This window comes from Pelagibacterium halotolerans (assembly GCF_044811015.1).
In the GTDB taxonomy this organism is placed as follows: domain Bacteria; phylum Pseudomonadota; class Alphaproteobacteria; order Rhizobiales; family Devosiaceae; genus Pelagibacterium; species Pelagibacterium halotolerans_A.
In genome coordinates this window covers 1,632,714-1,650,684 of the sequence record NZ_CP085243.1, presented here as the reverse complement: position 1 = coordinate 1,650,684, position 17,971 = coordinate 1,632,714, and the positions used below count along the sequence as shown (strand labels likewise).

Annotated in this window: 15 protein-coding genes; 4 read left to right on the top strand and 11 right to left on the bottom strand. The window is 60.9% G+C overall.

The genetic code is table 11. The features are described 5' to 3' along the window. The first annotated feature begins 16 nt into the window (after positions 1-16). Entirely contained in the window at positions 17-2,170 is a 2,154-nt protein-coding gene (locus LG281_RS08155) for a heavy metal translocating P-type ATPase (RefSeq protein WP_404406156.1), read from the top strand. Positions 2,171-2,277: 107 nt separating this feature from the next. Here LG281_RS08155 and LG281_RS08150 read toward each other — a convergent pair whose 3' ends face one another. The 8 genes from LG281_RS08150 to LG281_RS08115 form a co-directional block, all read right to left on the bottom strand. Continuing rightward, complete coding sequence (locus tag LG281_RS08150; RefSeq protein WP_404406154.1) at positions 2,278-3,576, bottom strand: arylsulfotransferase family protein; 1,299 nt, start codon at positions 3,574-3,576, stop codon at positions 2,278-2,280. A gap of 3 nt (positions 3,577-3,579) precedes the next feature. Then, a complete protein-coding gene (locus tag LG281_RS08145; RefSeq protein WP_404406152.1) occupies positions 3,580-5,082 on the bottom strand; it encodes a sulfotransferase in 1,503 nt (500 codons plus the stop codon). Further along, complete coding sequence (locus tag LG281_RS08140) at positions 5,079-5,321, bottom strand: hypothetical protein (protein WP_404406150.1); 243 nt, start codon at positions 5,319-5,321, stop codon at positions 5,079-5,081. Before LG281_RS08140 ends, LG281_RS08145 begins: the two co-directional genes overlap by 4 nt. Positions 5,322-5,519: 198 nt before the next feature. Next, complete coding sequence (locus tag LG281_RS08135; protein ID WP_404406148.1) at positions 5,520-6,968, bottom strand: M81 family metallopeptidase; 1,449 nt, start codon at positions 6,966-6,968, stop codon at positions 5,520-5,522. Positions 6,969-6,979: 11 nt separating this feature from the next. Further along, complete coding sequence (locus tag LG281_RS08130) at positions 6,980-8,899, bottom strand: beta-N-acetylhexosaminidase (protein WP_404406146.1); 1,920 nt, start codon at positions 8,897-8,899, stop codon at positions 6,980-6,982. Positions 8,900-8,908: 9 nt separating this feature from the next. Next, positions 8,909-9,688 carry an SDR family oxidoreductase gene (locus tag LG281_RS08125; protein ID WP_404406144.1) on the bottom strand — a complete coding sequence of 260 codons (780 nt, stop codon included), beginning with the start codon at positions 9,686-9,688 and terminating at the stop codon, positions 8,909-8,911. A 48-nt stretch (positions 9,689-9,736) separates the two neighbouring features. Further along, on the bottom strand, positions 9,737-10,600 hold the full coding sequence (locus LG281_RS08120) for a MurR/RpiR family transcriptional regulator (RefSeq protein WP_404406142.1): 864 nt from the start codon (positions 10,598-10,600) through the stop codon (positions 9,737-9,739). A 28-nt stretch (positions 10,601-10,628) separates the two neighbouring features. Beyond that, positions 10,629-11,018: a RidA family protein gene (locus tag LG281_RS08115; RefSeq protein ID WP_404406140.1), complete on the bottom strand. Its 390-nt coding sequence runs from the start codon at positions 11,016-11,018 to the stop codon at positions 10,629-10,631. Between the two features lie 112 nt (positions 11,019-11,130). Between LG281_RS08115 and LG281_RS08110 the strand changes: the two genes are divergently transcribed. From LG281_RS08110 to LG281_RS08100, 3 genes are all read left to right on the top strand, one after another. Then, positions 11,131-11,634 carry a hypothetical protein gene (locus tag LG281_RS08110; RefSeq protein ID WP_404406138.1) on the top strand — a complete coding sequence of 168 codons (504 nt, stop codon included), beginning with the start codon at positions 11,131-11,133 and terminating at the stop codon, positions 11,632-11,634. A gap of 37 nt (positions 11,635-11,671) precedes the next feature. Beyond that, entirely contained in the window at positions 11,672-13,141 is a 1,470-nt protein-coding gene (locus tag LG281_RS08105; protein ID WP_404406136.1) for a M81 family metallopeptidase, read from the top strand. 221 nt (positions 13,142-13,362) lie between these two features. Beyond that, positions 13,363-14,430 (top strand): D-TA family PLP-dependent enzyme, encoded by a 1,068-nt coding sequence (locus tag LG281_RS08100; RefSeq protein ID WP_404406134.1) that lies wholly within the window; start codon positions 13,363-13,365, stop codon positions 14,428-14,430. 180 nt (positions 14,431-14,610) lie between these two features. Here LG281_RS08100 and LG281_RS08095 read toward each other — a convergent pair whose 3' ends face one another. From LG281_RS08095 to LG281_RS08085, 3 genes are all read right to left on the bottom strand, one after another. After that, positions 14,611-15,750, bottom strand: coding sequence for an ABC transporter ATP-binding protein (locus LG281_RS08095; protein ID WP_404406132.1), 1,140 nt, complete (start codon positions 15,748-15,750; stop codon positions 14,611-14,613). Between the two features lie 94 nt (positions 15,751-15,844). Further along, positions 15,845-17,074, bottom strand: a complete 1,230-nt coding sequence (locus tag LG281_RS08090) for an ABC transporter substrate-binding protein (RefSeq protein WP_404406130.1) — start codon at positions 17,072-17,074, stop codon at positions 15,845-15,847. Positions 17,075-17,118: 44 nt separating this feature from the next. Further along, positions 17,119-17,961, bottom strand: coding sequence for a carbohydrate ABC transporter permease (locus tag LG281_RS08085; protein WP_404406667.1), 843 nt, complete (start codon positions 17,959-17,961; stop codon positions 17,119-17,121). Positions 17,962-17,971: the final 10 nt, after the last annotated feature.

Sequence of the window (17,971 nt, the reverse complement as noted above, 5' to 3'; positions counted from 1 at the left end):
TATGTCGAGGTGACACATGCCGGCCGAGGCCACCACAGCACTCAAGCTCCGTGTCGAAGGCATGGATTGCGGCGCCTGTGCTCTCAAGATCGAGAACGGATTGAAGCGACTGCCCGGTGTCAGCGCCATCACCGTGAACTACGGGCTGGAGACGCTTTCGCTCGTTTTCGATGAGGACCGCACGTCCCGAAGGGCCGTGGAGCAGCGTATCCGCGCGCTCGGCTATACGCCGCGCCCAATGCAAAATGAAGACGGAACGGAGGGTTCGCCGAGGCGATCGAGGACTGTTGAACAGCGGTGGTGGCGGACGCGAAAAGGCCAGCTCGTTATCGGCACCGGTGCTTTGCTGTGTCTTGCTTTCCTCGTGGCGACGATTGTGCCCAAATTCGCCGAATGGGCCTATATGGCAGCGGCATTGCTGGGCGTGTTGCCGATCCTTCAGCGCGCGATAGCGGGCGTGCGGCACGGTACGCCATTCAGCATTGAAACGCTTATGTCGGTTGCCGCAGCTGGTGCGGTTGCGATCGGCGAAGGCGCGGAAGCCGCTGTCGTCGTCTTCCTCTTCGCCGTGGGAGAGTTGTTGGAAAACGTCGCTTCCGGTCGTGCGCGGGCTGGCATTGAGGCATTGATGAATCTCGTGCCGCGTGTGGCGCGCCGGGAAAGGGACGGTGCGGTTACGGAAATTCCCGTCGAGGAGCTCGAGATCGGCGATATCGTGGTCGTACGGCCAGGAGACCGCGTGCCCTCGGACGGCGAGGTGATCGATGGCAGTTCGGAACTCGATGAGGCGGCGGTGACCGGTGAATCCGTGCCGGTGCTGAAGGAGCAAGGCAGTGCCGTCTATGCCGGCAGCATTAACGCCAACGGCGTGCTTCGGGTGGAGATCACGCGCACGGTGGCAGATAACACGATTGCCCGCATCATCCACCTCGTTGAAGACGCACAGAGTTCGAAGGCGCCTACGGCCCGATTTATCGATCGCTTCAGCACGTACTATACGCCCGCCGCCATGGCGGTCTCCACCCTCATCATGATCGCGCCACCCCTCCTTCTTGGGGCCGATTGGTGGACCTGGATCTATCGCGGGTTGGCGACACTTCTCATCGCCTGTCCATGTGCGCTGGTCATCTCGACACCGGCGGCGATCGCCTCTGGCCTGGCCGCGGGAGCGCGGCACGGCCTTCTGGTCAAGGGCGGCGCGGCGCTGGAAATGCTCGGCAAGGTGCGGACCGTCGCCTTCGACAAGACGGGAACGCTGACGGTGGGGCGGCCACGGGTTACGGACGTCGTTGCCGTCGAGGGCGACGAGACCGGAATTTTGGCGAAAGCTGCTGCCGTCGAAAGCGACTCGAGCCATCCGCTTGGCGCTGCAATTGTGGAGGCCGCTCAAGAACGCGGCCTGGAGCTGCCCAAGCGCTTCGGCGGAGCAGTGGCCGTCCCTGGCAAGGCGGTTACAGCACGGCTTCAGGAAGGCTTCGTCTCGGTGGGTTCACCGCGCTACGCGGTCGAGCAGGTAGATATCGCGGAAGGCCTCCGCGCAAAACTTGAAGCGCTGGAGGGAGAGGGGAAGACGGCGGTGGTGGTGCTGTCCGGCAAACGCCTTCTTGGTATGATCGCCCTTCGCGACGAACCACGTGAAGACGCTGCAACAGGGATTGCTCGGCTTAATGCTCTGGGCGTCCGGACCGTGATGCTGACCGGCGACAACCGGTGCACCGCCGATGCGATCGCCGGCAGTCTCGGTCTTGAGGCGAAAGCGGACCTTTTGCCTGACGCCAAGCTTTCGGCAATCGGTGAACTTCGGGCGCATGGCGGCATCGCCATGGTTGGAGATGGCATCAACGATGCGCCTGCGCTTGCGGCGTCGTCAGTCGGCATCGCCATGGGCGGAGGCACCGATGTTGCGTTGGAAACGGCCGACGCTGCCCTGCTCAAGAACCGCGTGACGGGCGTCGCCGAACTGGTCGGTCTCTCCCGGGCAACGGTCGGTAACATCTGGCAGAACATTGCTCTTGCGCTTGGTCTCAAAGCCGTCTTTTTGGTCACGACGCTAAGCGGTATCTCGCCGCTTTGGATGGCAATCCTGGCCGATACCGGTGCAACTGTGCTCGTAACCGTCAATGCGTTGCGCTTGCTCCGATTTTCCGGTGATCCGGAAAGGGCAGTATAGCAGGCCGGGATACCGGCTGGACAGGGCGCCGAAGGTGGCATGTTTGCCTGGGGCAGACCCAGCAATGTCATTTTCTGGTTGAGCGTGCGCACGAGCGCAATTCTCTTTTACCTCGCTGTGCATTCGGGGATGCCGTCTTCGAAAAAGTCGTCCGGAACGTATCGCGCTTCGGTGATGATGAGGTTGTGTTCCTCGTCCCAAACCATGTGACGTTCCCAGACTAAGTCGCCGTCGGGGGCGACTTCGAGGACACGCCCTCCTTCCGCTTCGGTCAGGAGCACGTTGCCATCCGGCAAGACCTGGTGCTTGCCTCGGCGCCAGCTATAAAAAGGGATCTCTTCCGATCCCGCGAAAACTGTCTCGATGCCGTCTTCGCCCGGACGAATTCGGAGAACCCGGCTCGCGCCCAGACCGGTGGAGTTGTCGTAGACCGTAATGGTGCCGTCCGGCTGGAAGTCGGGATCGTGCTGTTTGAACCATGGCCCGACTTGCCACCATTTGAAGCGCCCGGTCTCGGGATCGGCCACTGCGAGCAGATTAAGTTCGCGCAGGCTGATCAGGACGTCTCCGGTCTCGAACATCGGAAAGGCATTCGCCAGGTCCGTACGCAAAGGCTCGGCGTCGTTCGGGTGAAACGGATCAACGAGGAAACGTACCTCTCCCTGGTCGCTTTCGGGTGTCCGGGTCCGGATATTGAGCAGCGCACGTTGCGATCCGTTGTCCGCCACCATCATGTCGCCCTTGACGTCGAGGGTATGAAGGATCTCGCCGGTATTCTCGTCGAGCCAAATAACCCCATCGTTCCGCCATGTGAGGAGCTGGCCTTCGCCGTCGCGCGTGATGGTATGGTGGAAGTTGCCGTTAACCGTCCACATCGGTTGGCCGCAGGCATCGATCCGCGCAATGGCGTTGCCAGCATCGAATGTCACTGCGAGGGAGCCGTCCTCGAACACCTCCATGCCATGCAGCATGACATTCTGCGGCTCCTTTTCTTCGTCAAGCAGGTCATAGTAAATCGGCCAACGGTGTACCTCGTTACCTTCGCCATCGTAGAGCCGGACGGCGTGGAAGGACTGATCCTGGTTCTCGCTCAGCCCCGCAACAAGCGTGTACCCTCCCGAGGTGGCCCCGGTCGGAACGCCAGAAAGGCCGCGTTCCGGACCCGCATCGGCGCCACCCGGCATCACCAAATGCCTGGTCGGCACAAGCGCAAGATCGTTCTGCCAGTTCTTGGACAGATCGAGATAGGTACGGTGCGCGAGCCCGACTTGCGGCGCGGGGAACCAGCCCCACCAGGACGAAACGATACCATAGATCACGGCGATAACGGCGAGCGATGCCATCGACAGAATAGGGCCTACACGCTCGAAAAGGGATCGTTCCTTGGAGAGAGCAGATTGTGTCACGGGTCATCCAGCCTTCTTGTCGAACGGTACCGGCTGCAGCGCACGCCCGCGGAGCGTTGCGTGCAGTTCGAACGCGCGCTTTAGGAGGTCAGGCGATGCGCCAGGCAGGCTGGGCGGAGCTTTCGGAGCGCGGAACATGGGTGCGGCAGAGAGGAGACTTCCCCGGTCGCCTATACCGAGTGCCTCGGCGAGGCGCGGTAAATGCAGCACAGGATTGTTGCTGAGCGCGTCGTGATCGACAAACGCGGTTCCCACCGGCGCAGTGTCTAGAATGTGCTCGTAAGCACAAATCCAGTAGCTTAGCCAGTAATCCACATGCTCCGCTCCTTCGGCGCTTTGCGGTGCGCCGGGGAACGCAATCGGCTTGAGCGCGGCGCCGAACTCGAAGTGTCCGATTCCCTCCATATATTGCCGCGCAAAGCGATCGCGCCTGTGCAACTCGGTAAAACGCTGGTGCTGCCGCATGAGAGATGCGACCTGCGCAACCGGATTGCGCACGGGGATCACAACCTGCGCATCTGGAAACGCGGTCAAGAGCAATGGCAGCCGAGCGACGTTGGCGTTGTTCTTGGAGATATAGCGTCGTGCGCCGGGGGCAGCAGCGACGATCTTGCGCATATGCCGTGCGAGGAAGGATTCGAAATCCGTCTTCCTGTCGCTTTCCGTCCAAAGCCCGATCCGGCCGCTTTCGTAATGTTGCGGCCAAAAGGCCATCCATATCATTTCCTCAAAGGCTTCGGGGCTGTCGAAGTCGACGATAATCCCGTCCCCATGCGCGCGCTCGGCTTTCTCGCCAGCCTTACGGAAGACCCCAGAGAACCGGCCCCATAGCAGCGGCGCCATTGTGAAGGGCATGTTGCGGTACGTGGCCGAGGCGAATTCTTTCTGGTTGGCGAGAAGTTCGAGGAGGATGGTCGTTCCCGCGCGCGGCAGGGAGGTTATGAAGACAGGCCGTTCGCTGGACGCGCTTTCGATGGTACGGCGCCACAGCCGGTCTTCCATCGCTGAAAGCGTGATTTGGCGCTCCGGCGCGGCAAAGGCGAAATTGTGGAGGGCTTTATCGAGAGGCGAATAGGGCACCTCGTCACGCTCGTCTTTATGGCCTCTCTCTCCGGCACCGCGCCGCGCGCCAAGTTTGGTGAGGGCCAGCCAAAGCAGGACGGCGCCAGCGGATGACCAGAGAATGAATGTCCAACTCGTCGCAATGCCGACTGTTTGGTCGATATCGGCCAAACCCAGAAGGCCACCGCCAACGACGAAAGCCGCCGCAGTCAGGCAAGCGGCGACGCCGATAGCGAACAGGACCGCAACACTTCCGAGGAGCGAAAACGTCGCGCGCTGGACATGTTTTTCCTTGGCGTCGTCGTTGAGTTCGGGGTCTGCGATCACATTGACGGCGTTCTGGGCGATCCTGATTGCGCTGACGGCATGGCGCTCGACTGCGAGGCCTTTCAGCACTGCAACAAAAGCAATCAGCCCCGCGACAAGGGTAGCAAGCGCCATCATTTCGAACCGTCAATTTGGTCCGCCGGGCGTTTTCTGCGCATGAGGCGCTTGAGCGGATACCAGATGAAACCAACAAGGGCCAAGATGAGCGCGGCCAGGACCGCAACCATCGTCCCGATGGCTGTGAGGCCGGCGCCCGGACCGACATAGGCGAAAGCTGGTTGGGCCAAAAAGGCGGTGGTTAGAAATACAATCAGCGCGCGGCAGATCGCGGTGGTCCTGGGAACCGGCAAGAGCATGGTCGTATCTCCTCAAAACTGAGGCCGTGCAGGGGGAGAGTCATGTCCCCTCAACGTCGATCGCTTCCATGGGTTCCGCCAGATGTTGGCCGGCTGGAGACGCAATACGTCATGCCACAGCCTTGCCATCAGGCTAAATGCCGTAGCCTCTTGTAAAATTGTCCGGCACAAATATGTGCCGCCGCTCCGCGCTTCGGTTCAGGTGAGTTGACGCTTTTGTCGCATCGATGCGTAGACTTTCGGCTCCCAGGAAAAATCCTTGTCGAAGGGAAAGGTCGGGAGCGCCTTTTTGGTGCGCGCGAGACGCTCGACATGCTGATCGACGGCGCCTGGCGAGAGCGCCATAAGGACTGGATTTGCGAGCGGTGCGAGCTCGGGTGCGAGATAGCCCGATTTCACCACGATGATCCGCGCCTTGCGGGGATCGAGTCCAAGCCGTTCGAAGTCCGGGATGGTGTGATAGGGGCGCCGGCGTGCTGAAACGACAGCGAGAATACCACCAATCTGTAATACGGCTTCGCGTTCGGCGGGTATATCGGTCTGCACTAGGAAGGCTATATCAGCTTCAATCGTAACCGGCTCGGTCGCCTCGGGGCTGAGCGATGCGCCGATCTGGACCGTGATGCGGCTGCCTGCGCTTGCAGCATAGGCAGCTTCAGTCGCCGGACGGTCGGCGATGGCCGCGAGGACGACGCCTTGGGCGTCAGCCGCGATCAGGGCCTTGAGCACATCTGTCCGGTCGCCAACGCCGCCGGCGGTGGGATTATCGCCTGAATCCGCGAGAACGACGGGCGCGGTATCGGACGTGGTGGCCCAGGCAACGCATTCGGCGATGGTACCCGTTTTGACGGCGAAGCCGAAATCGTGACGCGCGTTCCAGTAGGCGGTGGCCAACTCCTTGGCAGCCTCTTCCATTGCCACGGGATCGGTGCCGGTGATGACGGAAGCTGCAGTCGCACGGGCCTGATCGGCCCATACATAACCGACCATCAAGGAGGCGTCCCATATGCCCTTACGGGCGTCTATTGCGGGTAGGCGGGCGTAAAGGCTTTTCGCCGGCTCGTCGGTCGTCGCCGTCTTTTCGCCGGGCAGCACGACAGGAACGGGACACCAGATCACGTGCGGCGTTTCGCCCGTCGAAAGGCGCCGCACGAGCATGCTCACCGCGCGCCGCATCGTTTCCTCGACATCGATATGGGGTGCCGTGCGGTAGGTCGAATACATATCGAGATTGTCGATGATCGACTGGGTAAGGTTGCCATGGAGATCGTAGCTTGCGGCGATGGGGCAATCGGGGCCGACCGCTGTGCGGGCGGCGGCAATGAAATCACCCTCGGCGTCGTCCAGGTCCTCGACCGACGCCGCGCCGTGGAGGGCGAGATAGAGGCCATCGATTTCGCCATAGGACGCAAGGCGCTCGAGGAATTCAGCCTTGAACGCATCATAGGTCGTCCGGGCAATCGGGCCGCCCGGAACGGCGCGGGCATGGAAGGTGGGCAGGAATTCCGCGTCGTAGTCCTCGAGGAAGGCGAAGTACGACGACTTTAGAAGGTCCGTCCCGCGCAGGATAACGAAATCCTCCGCTGTCGCCAGGACGGGGTTGTAGGTGCTCGACTCGGTATGAAAGCCGCCGACCGCGATCCGCATTGATCGCTCCTTCAAAGCATTGGCATCAGGGGCGCGAGCGCCGCGAAGCGCAGCCACGCCTTGTTCGACGTTTCTGTCCAGCCCGCCTCGGCAACCGCTGAAAGCCGGGGAAAGACGAGCCGGTTGAAAAGCCCGTGATTGAAGAGATTCTCGGTCCAGATGCAGGCCTGCACGCCCTTGAGCTTGTCTGAGAGTTCGGGTGGGAACGCACCTGCCGCCTCATAGGTGTAGCTGTGCTCCACGGGCACTGTCCCCGCCCAACTCGCGCCAGGTTCGAGCCAGTCTTCGGCCTGGACCATGTCGAGATAATAGGCCTGTCCCGGCGTCATCACGACCTCATAGCCCTGCTCGGCCAGCATCACGCCATTCTCGGGCTTCTGCCAGGCCATGAGCAGTGTGCCATCGGGATCGACCCCACCGCCGTGCGAAACCTCGTCCCAGCCTGACATCTTCTTGCCCCGCGCGGTCAGCATCGCCTTGACCCTCTTGAGCAGATAAGCTTGCAGGTCGAATGTGCCGTTGAGTCCTTCGCGCGCCATGAGGCCCTTCGCCAGCGGCGATGCGAGCCACGAGCCGTCCGCAACCTCATCGCCGCCGATATGGATGTAGTCGGACGGGAAGAGTTCGGCGATTTCACCCAATACGGTGTCGAGGAAGGTATAGGTGTCTTCGATCGCGGGGTTGAGCGCGTTGTTGGGATAGCCCTGGACGGAATGATAGCTGTCGGGCGCCTCCTGTCCATCTACGAGGTCGGGCAGGGATTTGAGGACTGCGGTGCAGTGCCCCGGAATGTCGATTTCCGGAACGATCTCGATGTTGAGTGCCGCCGCGTGTGTGATCAGGCCGCGGACTTCATCTTTGGTGTAATAGCCGCCATAGGTTTCCGCCGTCGAACCGAGCTGCGGCATAAGCGCTTCGGCGTGGCCGCGCTTGGCGCCGATATCCGTGAGTTCAGGATAAGCGTCGATCTCGAGCCGCCAGCCCTCGTCGTCGGAAAGGTGCCAATGGAAGATGTTGAGCTTGTTCCAGGCAAGGATATCGAGGAAGCGCGCAACATCCGCGACCGGGTAGAAATGCCGGGACACATCGAGATGGCATCCGCGCCAGCCATAGCGCGGCGCGTCCTCGATGGTACCCGCAAGGGGGAAGGAGAAGCGCTCGGCGTCAATGCGAGTACCATGAAGCAACTGTGCCAGCGTAACGAGCGCATAGCGGCACCCCGCGTCTGTGCTGCTCGTAACCGAAACGCCGCCCGTGCTGAAATCGATACGGTAGCCTTCTTCGGCGAGGGTGGCGTTCGAGTTGAATGCGATGGGCAATCCGCCCTCGACGGGAACGAGGGAGAAGGGGGTGGCCAATTCCGGAAAGAGTCGGTCCGAGAGCGCGGCAATGTCGTTGATCGCACCACGGGCATCACGGTTCGCGCCTTCCGCGGCAAACAAGGCGACCGGTGCAGCTTGTGTTTCGGAGATTTCGCATCGGTTGGGCCAGGGCAACATGAAAAGCGGCTGGTCGAGCCTCCCTTCGGGCAGGCGTGGAGCGGGAGGCGTTGCCGTTGCGCCCTTCAAAATGAGGTCACCGACCGCGACGGGGCGCGTGCTCCCATCGGCAAGCGCGACGTAGGCGCTTTTGGCACCATCCGTGATGTGCCTGGCAGGGCGATTGAGGCCCTCGACGGTGAAGGTCCACGTTTCCCCGTCTTCGATGATTGTCCCAGCCGGCGGCGCGTACTCATGGAAATTGGCGATGACCCGCTTGAGGGTCGCATTCTCGCAGGTGTGGTCCTTCTGCGTGCGCGTGAGCGAGGAATAGGCGAGGGTGAAGCCTTCGAGCCGCGCGCCGGAGACATTGGCGAGCGTGAAGGTGAATTTTCCGCCGGGCGTGGCGGCAGGTTCCCAAACGGATTCGAGACGCAAGACAGGGTACGGCATATGGGATTCCTAGAAATCGGACGATTGAGAAAAGGTTCTGGCGAGTTTGGCCTGTCCGGCGGAAAGCCCGCAATCCACCGGCAAGCAGACGCCCGTGATCGCACCGGCGTCGGGACCAGAGAGGAAGGCGACGGCATTGGCGATATCCTCGGGGCGGGCGATTCGCTCGAGCGGATACCATTGGCGCGCTTCTTCAAAGACATTGGGGTTGGCCCGCGCGCGCTCCTCCCATGCCTGCGTGCGCACCGTGCCCGGTGCGACCGCATTGGCGCGGACGCCGAACTTCCCATATTCGACCGCGATAGCGCGGGTGAAGTGGATGAGCCCGGCCTTCGCCGCGCTATAGGCTGGGTGCCCGAATGTGCCGGTGCCGTTGACGGAGGCGATGTTGACGACAACACCGGCATTGGCCTTGAGGTGATCAGCAGCGGCGTGGAAGCAGTGAAAGGCGCCATTGAGGTTGAGCGCGACATCCTGTGCCCAGCTCTCGGGCGTTGAGGACTGGAGGCTGACACCGAGGGACGCGCCAGCATTGTTGATCAGCAGAGCGATTTCGCCATGGCTGGCCGCTTCAGATACCATGGCGGAGACCGAGGCGGGGTCGGTTACGTCGCACGCGATCGCTACGGCGCGTCCCGGCGCGCCAGACAGCGCCTCAATGCTTTTTTTAGCCGCGGCGGTGTCCTTGTCTGCAAGTACGACGATACGATCCGCGCGCATGAGCTTTTGCGCGATCGCCCGTCCGATATCACCGCCGGCTCCTGTAATGATGGCAACCGATGCACTCATGGCTACTCCGATGACAGGCCCTGGGTGGGATTCGAGGAGAAATGTAGGCTAGTCACCCAGAACCTCCGTGTCGTCTTTGTCGCGGTGGGTGACGAGCTGTTGCTTGATCCGGCGCAACGGTTCGACCGCAGCCTGATTGCGCTTGACCGCTACGAGGTTTGCCAGGATGTCGACGACGATCAGGAAGGCATAGCGGCTGGAGGTCGGCCGCATGATCCTGACCCCTTCCTGCAAATCCACCGGCAAAACGATATCGGCAGCATCCGCGATGGGGCTGTTGGGCCGCGTCAATGCAATGGTGAACGCCTTGTAGCCGCGCGCCGTTTCGATGGTGCGGACGAGCTCCATGTTGCGGCCCGAAAAGGAGGAGGCGATGATGATGTCGTCGGACTGCATCGCCGCTGCCAGCATGAGCTGCATTGTATGGTCGGCACTCGCGGTCACCCTGAGACCGAGCCGGAATAACCGGTTCTGCAACTCATTGGCCAGCATTGCCGAATTGCCGCCCGAACCGAACGCATAGACCATCCCCGCAGACGCAACCTTGGCTGCAGCCTCTTCGATCAGGTCGATATCGAGGCTGCTGTGTACCGCATAAAGCGCGGACTGCGCTTTGGTGACGATATTCTCGGCGATATCGCGCGCGGACTGTGCTTCGGTTTCGGGATTGAGATAGCGCGTACCGATATAGGCGGTCTGGGCGATCCGGACCTTGAACTCGGAAAAGGACTGGCAGCTGAGACGGCGGCAGAACCGCGTCACGGTCGGCGGCGACACTTCGGCCCGCGCAGCCAGCTCGATAATCGAGGCGTTCATCGCAAAGCTCGTATCCGACAGAACGATATCGGCAATCCGCTGCTCGGAGCGGCTCAGATTGCCCATTTCGTCCTGCAAAGTGGCCATGATGTCCATGCGTTGCTCCTCCCGTGGGGTTTTTCGATCAGTCCTTTTCGGACTTATAAGCAACACAGTCGATTTCGACTTTGCAGTCCACCATCATGCGCGATTGCACACAGGCGCGGGCAGGTGGATGTTCGCCGAAATAGCTTTTGTAGACGCCGTTGAACGACCAGAAATCGCGCGGATCGTCGAGCCATACGCCGACGCGCACGATATGCTCGAGCCCGTAGCGGGCCTCCTCGAGAATCGCGAGGACGTTCTGGATCGTCAGGTGGGTTTGCTCGACGATATTGCCATTGATAATCTCGCCGTCTTTCATCGCGACCTGACCGGACACATAGAGCCAGCCGTCGGCCTCGACCGCGCGCGCGAACGGCAGGTTCTGCCCGCCGGCCCCGCTCTTTTCCGCGCCATACCGCTTAATGGCCATTTTCGCCCCTTCTTTGCGACATTTTTGTAAATCATTTTCCTGTTTGGTTGACATCTGACCAGATTCAGGGGATTTTTGCTAGGAAAAATCGCGGATCATGTAAATTTTTTCAATGATGGACCCATTCGCCAATCCGTTTACCGCCACCGATGTCGACAGACGCGCCATTTGGGAAATGCTCGTGCCGCGCGACATCGATGCTTTCCTGTCCGCGGACTGGAGCATGGTGGCGGGTGACTTTATCGCCGAGGGATTTATCGGCATCGATACCCGGCGCGCGCCCAACCCTGATGATTGGCGGCTCGGTTTCCCTTCGCTTGCCGCCTATCGCGACGAATGGCTGCGTCAGGCAGCTGATTTCGCCACACAGGAATTTGCCGAGGATCCACGCATGGCGATCTTCGCGACCACGAACTTGACCGAAATCGAAATCGCCGGGGACCTCGCGCTGGCGCATAAGAAATTCAACGGTGGTATCAAACGTGCCGATGGAGGTTACGACGAAATGAGGTGGCAGACGCTTTACTATTGCCGCCGCCATGATGAGCGCTGGAAGATTTCCGGCTTTACCGGCTACATGCCCTATCCGATGGGAGGCGGCAGCACGACGGTCTGAGGGCCGCGTCAGTATCGCTCGATAAGGAAGTTTCCTCTTGCGACTTTTCGTTGCAGTCCTCGCAACCGAAACCAACACCTTTTCCCCCATCTGCATCGACCGCAGGGCGTTCGAGGCTTCGCTTTACGCGCCTCCGGGCAAACATCCGGAAACCCCTACGCTATGCTCGGCACCGCTTACGGTAGGGCGGGCCATTACAAAAGAGCTTGGCTGGGATTTGGTGGAGGGCACGAGCGCTTGGGCCGATCCGGCCGGGCTGATCAATCGGCAGGCCTACGAATCCCTGCGCGACGAAATCCTCGATCAACTCCGCCAGGCCATGCCGGTCGACGGCGTTGTGCTTGGTTTACACGGCGCCATGGTCGCCGATGGCTATGACGATCCGGAAGGCGATCTGCTCGACCGCGTTCGAGAGATCGTCGGTCCGGATATGCTGGTCTGCGCCGAGCTCGATCCGCACAGCCACCTCACCGCCCGTCGCTGCGCAGCTGCCAATTTCTTCGTCGCGTTCAAGGAATTTCCCCATACCGACTTCGTCGAGCGCGCCGAAGACCTCTGGAGCATTGCCGTAGGTACGCTCAAGGGTGAAATCGTACCCGTTATGTCCGTTTTCGACGTCAAGATGATCGACGTTTTCCCGACATCGCGCGAACCCATGCGCAGCTTCATCGAGAAACTGATGCGCATAGAGCGAGAAGACCCTGAGGTGCTTTCATTATCGGTCATTCATGGCTTCATGGCTGGTGATGTACCCGAGATGGGCACCAAGATTATTGCGATCACCGACGGCAATCGGCAAAAAGGACAGGCGCTCGCCGAACGCCTCGGCATGGAGCTCTTTGCCAAGCGTGGAACCTTCCTGATGCCGCAGGCGAACGTCGCGACAGCCGTCGACGAAGCGTTATCTGTTCCGCCGGGCAAGCCGGTCGTCATCGCCGACATGTGGGACAATCCCGGCGGCGGCACGGCGGGCGATGCGACCATTGTACTTGCAGAGCTTTTGAAGCGCGGTGTCAGCAACGCAGCCGTCGGCACAATCTGGGACCCCGTCGCCGTTCAGATCTGCATGGCAGCGGGAGAGGGCGCTCACATTCCTCTCCGGTTCGGCGCCAAGTCAGCTCCGGGCACCGGCGATCCTATCGACGCGCATGTCCGGATCGCCCGCGTGGTGCCCAAGGCCGAAATGCGCTTCGGCGACAGCTTCGTCCCAATGGGAGATTGCGCGCTGATCGAGGTCGACGGGATCGATGTGATCCTCAACTCTACCCGCGCCCAAAGTTTCGATCCGAGCCTGTTTTCGGCACTGGGCATCGATCCTGAGGCCAAGGACGTGCTGGTGGTCAAATCCACCAATCATTTCTACGATTCCTTCTCCCGCATCGCCAGCCGCATTATCTATTGTGCGGCGGGGACGCCCTATCCGAACGATCCGGCCAAGACTCCCTACCGCAAGGCGCGGCAGGACATCTGGCCGATGGTTGCCGACCCGCACGGGCTTAGAGGCTGACCCAAAAGTCCGACGGGTCGGCTTGGCGGGTCTTTGTTGGCCGGAATTGAAGGGGAATTTTAGCCAATATGTCCAATATTGCCCAAAATTCCCCTTCAATTCCAACCAAAAATCCCTCGCCAATCCTCAACCGCGGACTTTTGGGTCAGCCTCTTATGGAAAAAAAATTCCTGAGCCGAGCGAAAAGTAGCGGCATCCTTTTTCAGCAACCGAGGCCATCAATGCTCGTCGGGACGTCCATCTACGAACTGTCCACCCCGGTACCGGTGATCGACGAGGCCGTTGTTGCGGGTAATATTGCGCGCGTACAGAGCTATATGGACGCCCACGGCCTCGCATTCCGTCCCCACATCAAGACCCATAAGATCCCCGCGCTTGCCGAAGCCCAGCGAGAAGCCGGCGCGCGGGGCATCAACTGCCAGAAGATCTCCGAGGCCGAGGTTTTCGCCGACGCGGGTTTCGACGACATCCTGATTACGTTCAACATCCTGGGTGCGGAGAAATTGGACCCACTGTCGGTCCTCAACACACGCGCGCGCCTCAAGGTCGTCGCCGACGGCCGGCAGACGGTCGCGGGGCTTGCCAGCCAGTTCTCCGCCGACCAACCGCTGACGGTTCTCGTGGAGTGCGACACCGGAGGCGGGCGGTGCGGCGTACAAGGCCCCACCGACGCGTTTGATCTCGCCAAGGCGATTGCCGCCGCGCCAGGGCTCCGCTTCGGTGGACTGCTGACCTATCCCAAACCGTCTTCGGAAGAGGCTGTCGAGGCGTTCTTTTCGGCGACGCTCGCCTTGCTTGCTGAGGCAGGCATAGACTGCCCGGTGGTTTCGACGGGCGGCACGCCCTCGCTCTATTCGGCTCATAAAGTGCCATCGGCCACCGAATACCGGGCGGGCACGTATATCTACAACGATCGGGCCATGATGCGTGCCGGGCACGCCAGTCTCGACCAATGTGCCATGCACGTCCTCGCAACGGTCGTTTCCCGTCCGACTGAAACGCGCGCTGTCCTCGATTCCGGATCGAAGGCGCTCACTTCAGACCTGCTTGGCTTCGAAGATTACGGGTTGATCGTGGACTACCCTGATGCGCGCATCACCGGGCTCTCTGAAGAGCACGCCGTCGTCGACCTTTCAGCTTGTGCGAGAAAGCCAGAGATCGGGGAGAAGCTCCGCATCATCCCCAATCACACCTGCGTGGTTTCAAACATGTTCGACGCGGTGGTGTTCCACCACGAGGGGGTGGTGACGCGCCGCCTGCCAGTCGCGGCACGCGGTCGCGTCTGGTAGGCTGGCCAGATTCCTCTTGGAGCCCGATTTAAAAGTCGGCGGCAGAGGGCTGGCGAGGGATTTTTGGTTGTGGGAGGTGGAAAATCGGAGGCAATATCAGCCATATTGACTTCGAGTTTCCACCTCCCACAGGCAAACAAGGCCCGCCAGACCGACCCGACCGACTTTTAAATCGGGCTCTTATGCGGCTGAAGGGTCGACGAGCGCCGGATCGGCCTCCGAAAGCTCGATCTGCCGCTCGAGCGCCAGCCCATGCTCGTCGAACAGATGGCAATCGACGGCATTGATGCCGACCGTCGCTGGCTTGCCATCGTGGATAGCGGCGGTACCTGGGAAAAGGCCGCAGAAGTCGCCCCCTCCAGAGGTGCCAACGGCGCCATAGGCGACCGAGTGGATGCCCAGTCGTTCAATGACACCGGGGGTAAACGTCGTCGTGAGATCGCCATTGCCGAGGTGGACGTGCTCGGGGCGGATACCCAGCGTCAACGTTTTGCCCACTAGGCCATCATGGCGTGCGACGGGGATCAGCGCCTCGCCGGACCCGTCGAGCGAAACCGTCACGCCGGACGCATCGGCGCCAGTACATGTTACGTTGAGGAAGTTCATCTTGGGGTTGCCGATAAACGCGGCAACGAAGGTGTTGGCTGGTTTGTGGTAGAGCTCTAGCGGCGTTCCGACCTGGGCGATTTCGCCGAAATTGAGCACCACGATCCGATCCGCCATCGTCATGGCTTCGATCTGGTCGTGCGTGACGTAGATCATCGTCGCGCCGAGTTTTTTATGCAGATTCGTCAACTCGATCCGCATCTCGGCCCGAAGTGCCGCATCGAGGTTCGAAAGCGGCTCGTCGAAGAGGAAAATCTTCGGTTCGCGCACGATAGCGCGCCCGATCGCCACGCGCTGGCGCTGGCCGCCCGAAAGCGTCCCCGGCTTCTGCTTGAGCCGCGTATCGAGTTGCAGAACGCGTGCCGCCTCTTGGACCTTGGTACTCAGATCGGCCTCGTTCATCTTTTCGACGCGCAGCGGGAAGGCGATGTTCTCGAAGACCGACATGTGCGGATAAAGCGCGTATGACTGAAACACCATCGCAATTCCCCGCTTGACGGGCGGAAGGTCGTTGACCCGCTTTTCGGAAATGATGATGTCGCCGTTCGTGGCTTCCTCGAGCCCGGCGATCATGCGCAAAAGCGTGGACTTTCCGCAGCCCGACGGCCCTACGAACACGACGAATTCGCCTTCCTTGACATCGAGGTCGACGCTCTTGATCACCTCAATGTTGCTGAAGGACTTCCTGAGTTTCGATAGGGTGAGCTGGCCCAAGGCGATACTCCTATTGGCTTGGGATACCGGGACATCGTCCGGAACTTCCCCCGCACGGCTTGTGCCGCGCGGGGGTTGTGGGTGGAAGAGAGACCTACTTGTATTCCTCGAGGTCGGCTGCCGCGGTCGCAATCGCGTCCTCTGCTGTCGCCTCGCCGAGCACCACGGACTGCACCATGTCGATCATGACGTCCTGGAACCCGCGATAATCGACGAACAGCGGCTCGGGCCCGCCATTTGGAATGCCGTCGATGAAGGGTTTCCACGTCGGGTCTTCGGCCACCAAATCATCAACGCCCGGCACCGGACGCAAGGGCGTAAGCCCATGCACCTTTTCATAGGCAAACTGGTTTTCCGGATTGGTCAGGAAGCGGGCGAATTCGATTGCCAGATCCTCGTACCCGGTGCCGTTGAAGACCGCCAGGCTGTCGGTGATCAGCAGCGTGCCCGGACCGGTCGCACTCGGGCCGGTCGGCAACGGAGCTACACCCCAGTCTATACCCTCGTTAAAGCGCACGCGCTCCCAGGGACCCGATTGCAGGAAGGCGAGCTGCTCGTCGTTGAACAGCGCGCGAAGCTCGGCAGATTCATAGGCCGTCGCGCCGGGTTCGGAGACCGGAACCATCCGTCCGATCGCTGCCAGCGCCTCGACGGCCTCGGGGCTGTTGAGCGTGATGTTGCCCTCTTCGTCGATGACGCTGCCATTGTTGGTATAGAGCCAGTTGAGGAAATGGTGTGCGGTGGAGTCGAAGCTCTTGGCAATCAGACCGTAGCCGGAAACTCCGGTTTCCTCGGCGACAGCCTCGGACATTTCGTAAAGCTCATCCCAGGTCGTGGGCGGGCTTTCGGGATCGAGGCCAGCCGCTTCCATCAGGCCTTTGTTATAATAGAGCGCCTTGGTGGAAAACGCCGTCGGGAAACCCCACTGCTGGCCGTCGAAGGTGACGGTGTCGACGATGTGCGGGTAATACGACGCCTTTTCTTCCTCGGTCATCGGAATGGGCACGATCAGCTCATTGAGCGCGAGCTGCTTGAGGGTGCGCGAACCCATATAGGCGAGCCCGACCGGATCGCCGGCAGCGGCGAGGGTGGTTGCCTTGTCCTGGCATTCGCCCCAGCCGACGACTTCGACCTCGACCGTCACGCCGGGATGGTCGGCTTCGAATTGCTCGATAAGCTCGGGATAGGTTTCGGCGATCTGGTCGCCGCACTGGATGAATCGGATAACCGTGTCCTGGGCAAATGCCGATCCAACCGGCAGGCTCGCGGCAAGGATCGCAACGGCGGAGGCGCCTGCCAACACGCTGGGCGATAGTGCTTTCATTATGATGTTCCCTTTTCTCCTTGAGTAGTCGGTTTGGCGCTTTGTTATTGTTTGACTGCGCCAGCGGTCATGCCTGCAACGAGGTAGCGTTGCAGGAATATGAACATCACGAGCACCGGCGAAATCCCGGTAATGCTCGCGGCCATCAATTCATTCCAGACGACCTCCTGGCGTCCGAAGAACGAGAACAGGCCGACCGATAGCGGCATCAATTCGCTCTTGGAGTTGAAGGTCAGCGCGAAGATGAATTGTTGGGCGAAGGATGTGATGAAGGCGGTGAGCGCCACGACGACGACGCCGGGCATGGCAAGCGGCAGCACCACACGGCGGAAAATATAGAACCGTCCCGCGCCGTCGACCCACGCGGCCTCTTCGAGCTCGCGCGGAATACGCAGCATGTAGGTGCGCAAGAGCCAGATGCCCGTCGGCAGCAGGAAGGCTGTGCCCGGAATGATCATGGCCCAATAGGTGTTGAGAATACCGAATGTGCGCATCAGCCGGTAAAGCGGGATCAGCAGCACCGCGCCCGAGAACATGCTGACGGCAAGGAAGCCACCGAGAACGAGGCCGTGACCGGGAAACTCGAAACGTGCGAGCGCGTAGGATGCCGGCACGATGAGCAGGAGTGCCAGCGCGGTCTGCACAAGCGCGATGAAAAGGCCGTTAACAATGTACCGGCCCAAAAGCGGAACGCTCTGCCACATATCGATATATGCATCGAACGACGCATTTTCCGGGAAGAAATTGTACGGGCGCGAAAAGAGGTGGCTCAGCGGCTTGAGCGACACGAGACCCGCTTCGATGAACGGCATCAGGATGAACAGGAGAAAGGCGCCTGCGCCGATATAAAGCAGCACTTTTTCGATCGGCCCATACCGGTCGATCATCGGGGTATCG

Coding starts and splice junctions, on each gene's coding strand:
- LG281_RS08100 (WP_404406134.1), top strand. CDS start 13,363: ATGCTCGTCGGGACGTCCATCTACGAACTGTCCACCCCGGTACCGGTG.
- LG281_RS08085 (WP_404406667.1), bottom strand. CDS start 17,961: ATGATCGACCGGTATGGGCCGATCGAAAAAGTGCTGCTTTATATCGGC.
- LG281_RS08140 (WP_404406150.1), bottom strand. CDS start 5,321: ATGCTCTTGCCGGTTCCCAGGACCACCGCGATCTGCCGCGCGCTGATT.
- LG281_RS08155 (WP_404406156.1), top strand. CDS start 17: ATGCCGGCCGAGGCCACCACAGCACTCAAGCTCCGTGTCGAAGGCATG.
- LG281_RS08130 (WP_404406146.1), bottom strand. CDS start 8,899: ATGCCGTACCCTGTCTTGCGTCTCGAATCCGTTTGGGAACCTGCCGCC.
- LG281_RS08125 (WP_404406144.1), bottom strand. CDS start 9,688: ATGAGTGCATCGGTTGCCATCATTACAGGAGCCGGCGGTGATATCGGA.
- LG281_RS08120 (WP_404406142.1), bottom strand. CDS start 10,600: ATGGACATCATGGCCACTTTGCAGGACGAAATGGGCAATCTGAGCCGC.
- LG281_RS08110 (WP_404406138.1), top strand. CDS start 11,131: ATGATGGACCCATTCGCCAATCCGTTTACCGCCACCGATGTCGACAGA.
- LG281_RS08090 (WP_404406130.1), bottom strand. CDS start 17,074: ATGAAAGCACTATCGCCCAGCGTGTTGGCAGGCGCCTCCGCCGTTGCG.
- LG281_RS08145 (WP_404406152.1), bottom strand. CDS start 5,082: ATGATGGCGCTTGCTACCCTTGTCGCGGGGCTGATTGCTTTTGTTGCA.
- LG281_RS08135 (WP_404406148.1), bottom strand. CDS start 6,968: ATGCGGATCGCGGTCGGCGGCTTTCATACCGAGTCGAGCACCTACAAC.
- LG281_RS08115 (WP_404406140.1), bottom strand. CDS start 11,018: ATGGCCATTAAGCGGTATGGCGCGGAAAAGAGCGGGGCCGGCGGGCAG.